This window comes from Pseudactinotalea sp. (genome assembly GCF_048594945.1).
GTDB lineage: Bacteria > Actinomycetota > Actinomycetes > Actinomycetales > Beutenbergiaceae > Pseudactinotalea.
The window spans coordinates 1-1,941 of sequence record NZ_JBMDXJ010000290.1 but is presented as its reverse complement, the minus strand read 5'-3'; the positions used below and the strand labels follow the sequence as shown (position 1 = coordinate 1,941).

The window sequence follows — 1,941 nt, the reverse complement described above, 5'->3', positions numbered from 1 at the left end:
TCGGCGTTGAGCGACTCCAGCTCGCTGATCGCGGCGGCGCGGGCCGCGTTCGACCTCTCCATCGAGTTGCCGTAGCTGCTGAAAACTCCTGCGAGCCCGAAGTTCACCACGAGCAGCACTGCGAACAGGGCGGCCTGACCGCCCACCTCGGTGGGCACCCCACCGCTCTGCCCGGTGGCCATGATCACGGCCGTCGCGCCGACCGCGACCCACCGGGCGTTGCGGCGGAAGATCCCGTCCGCATCGATGTACCCGACCCACCCGAAGATGCAGAACAGCGGGTTGAGCAGCGTGAGCGCGAACGCCATCACGGTCCGCACCACGTAGTACACGAGCGCCCACGGCCGCTCGCGGCCCAGCTCTGGGCGCACCACCGTGAACCACCAGAGCCAGACCGCGACCACGACCGGGAGCACGAGCTGCGCCACCAGCCGGGCCGTGGGCGTGGTGGCACCGATGTGCGGTCCCGCCACCATCGCCACCACCGTGGCGACCGCGAGCGCGGCGAACGGCAGGTAGGTGAACCACCGATCCCACCGCTCGGCCGCCGCTGCGTCACGCACGGCTCAACCCTCTCACTCCCACCGGAACGTTCGGGCGGCGATGCCGTAGAACAGCACGCTCCACACCACCATCACGGCCAGCACCTTCAGATCCGGCATCGAGCCCGCCGTCGCCTGGTGCAGCGCCTCGGACGCGGCACCGAGCGGTGTCAGCTCGAGGACCTGTCGGATCACGCCTTCGGTGGCCTGCACCGGGAAGTACACCCCGGCGGTGAGCATCGAGGCGAAGAACACGATCATCCCGATCACGGACCCTATCCGCGCGTTCGGCGAGACCGCGGTGACGATCGCGCCGAGCCCGAACGTGACCACCAAGGCCAGCACATAGGCGAGCAGGTACCACAGCGGCGCCGCAGGCAACGGCGTGCCGAACGTGGTCCTGGCGATCACCAGCACCAGTGCACCCGCGACCGCAACCGCCGCGCCGTGCAGGAGCACCTGGGCTCCGAGCAGTGTCAACGGACGCACCGGCGTGGTGCGCAGGCGGCGCAGCACGCCGCCCTCGCGGTAGCCGAACACCACCGGCGGCATCGCCATGATCGCGGCCATGATCATCGACAGCAGGATCGAGATCGGGACGTACAGGTCGATGATCCGCGCGCCGCCGAGATCCGAACTCGGCTCTCGGAACGACGGGATCAGGCCCAGGATCACCAGCAGCAGCACCGGGAAGGCGATGATCCAGAAGATCGCGCCGAGCTCCCGCACGAACAGGCGTGTCTCGGTCCTGATCACGGCACCGGTGCCAGGACCCCTCAGTGCGAACGTGCTCATCGGGACTCGATCCTCTCGTTGTCGCTGTCGTCGTCTGCCTGCTCGGTGAGGTCGAGGTAGGCGGCCTCGAGCGTGCTCGCACCCGCGGCACGCATGACCTCCTCGGGGGTGCCGTGAGCCAGGATCCGCCCGCCGTCGATGATCGCGAGGCGATCGCAGAGGCGTTGCGCCTCCTCCATCGAGTGCGTCACGAGCAGCACCGTGATGCCGCTCTCCTGCACGGATCGGACCAGCTTCCACACCTCGCGGCGCGCACGCGGATCGAGTCCGGTGCTCAACTCGTCGAGGACCGCGACCCGCGGCCGGCCCACCAGAGCCAGCGCGATCGACAGGCGCTGCTGCTGACCTCCGCTGAGCTGCGCGAAGCGGCGGTCGAGGTGCTCGCTCAGACCCACCTTGCCGGCCAGGTCACGCCACGGCAGCGGGTCCTCGTAGAACGCCGACCACAGCTCGAGCGCCTCCTTCACGGTGATCTTCGGCTGCAGCTTGCTCTCCTGCAGCTGGATCCCGAGCACCCGGACGATCGCATCCCTGTCGGACCACGGGTCGATCCCGTGCACGCGGACCCGCCCGGCGTCGCCCACACGCAACCCGGCGATCGACT

The 1,941-nt window shown here is 69.3% G+C and carries 3 protein-coding genes; all 3 read right to left on the bottom strand.

Annotation, left to right across the window (positions count from 1 at the left end):
• Window positions 1-563: hypothetical protein (locus ACOJSN_RS12675; RefSeq protein ID WP_420112861.1), on the bottom strand; the 563-nt coding region annotated here is incomplete at its 3' end.
• Between the two features lie 12 nt (window positions 564-575).
• Window positions 576-1,337 (bottom strand): ABC transporter permease, encoded by a 762-nt coding sequence (locus tag ACOJSN_RS12670; protein ID WP_420112860.1) that lies wholly within the window; start codon window positions 1,335-1,337, stop codon window positions 576-578.
• A partial coding sequence (locus ACOJSN_RS12665) for an ABC transporter ATP-binding protein (RefSeq protein ID WP_420112859.1) occupies window positions 1,334-1,941 on the bottom strand: 608 nt, incomplete at its 5' end. The genes ACOJSN_RS12665 and ACOJSN_RS12670, both read right to left, overlap by 4 nt.

Bases quoted from the DNA above. Each gene is read 5' to 3' on its own strand.
- ACOJSN_RS12670 (WP_420112860.1), bottom strand. From the start codon at position 1,337: ATGAGCACGTTCGCACTGAGGGGTCCTGGCACCGGTGCCGTGATCAGG.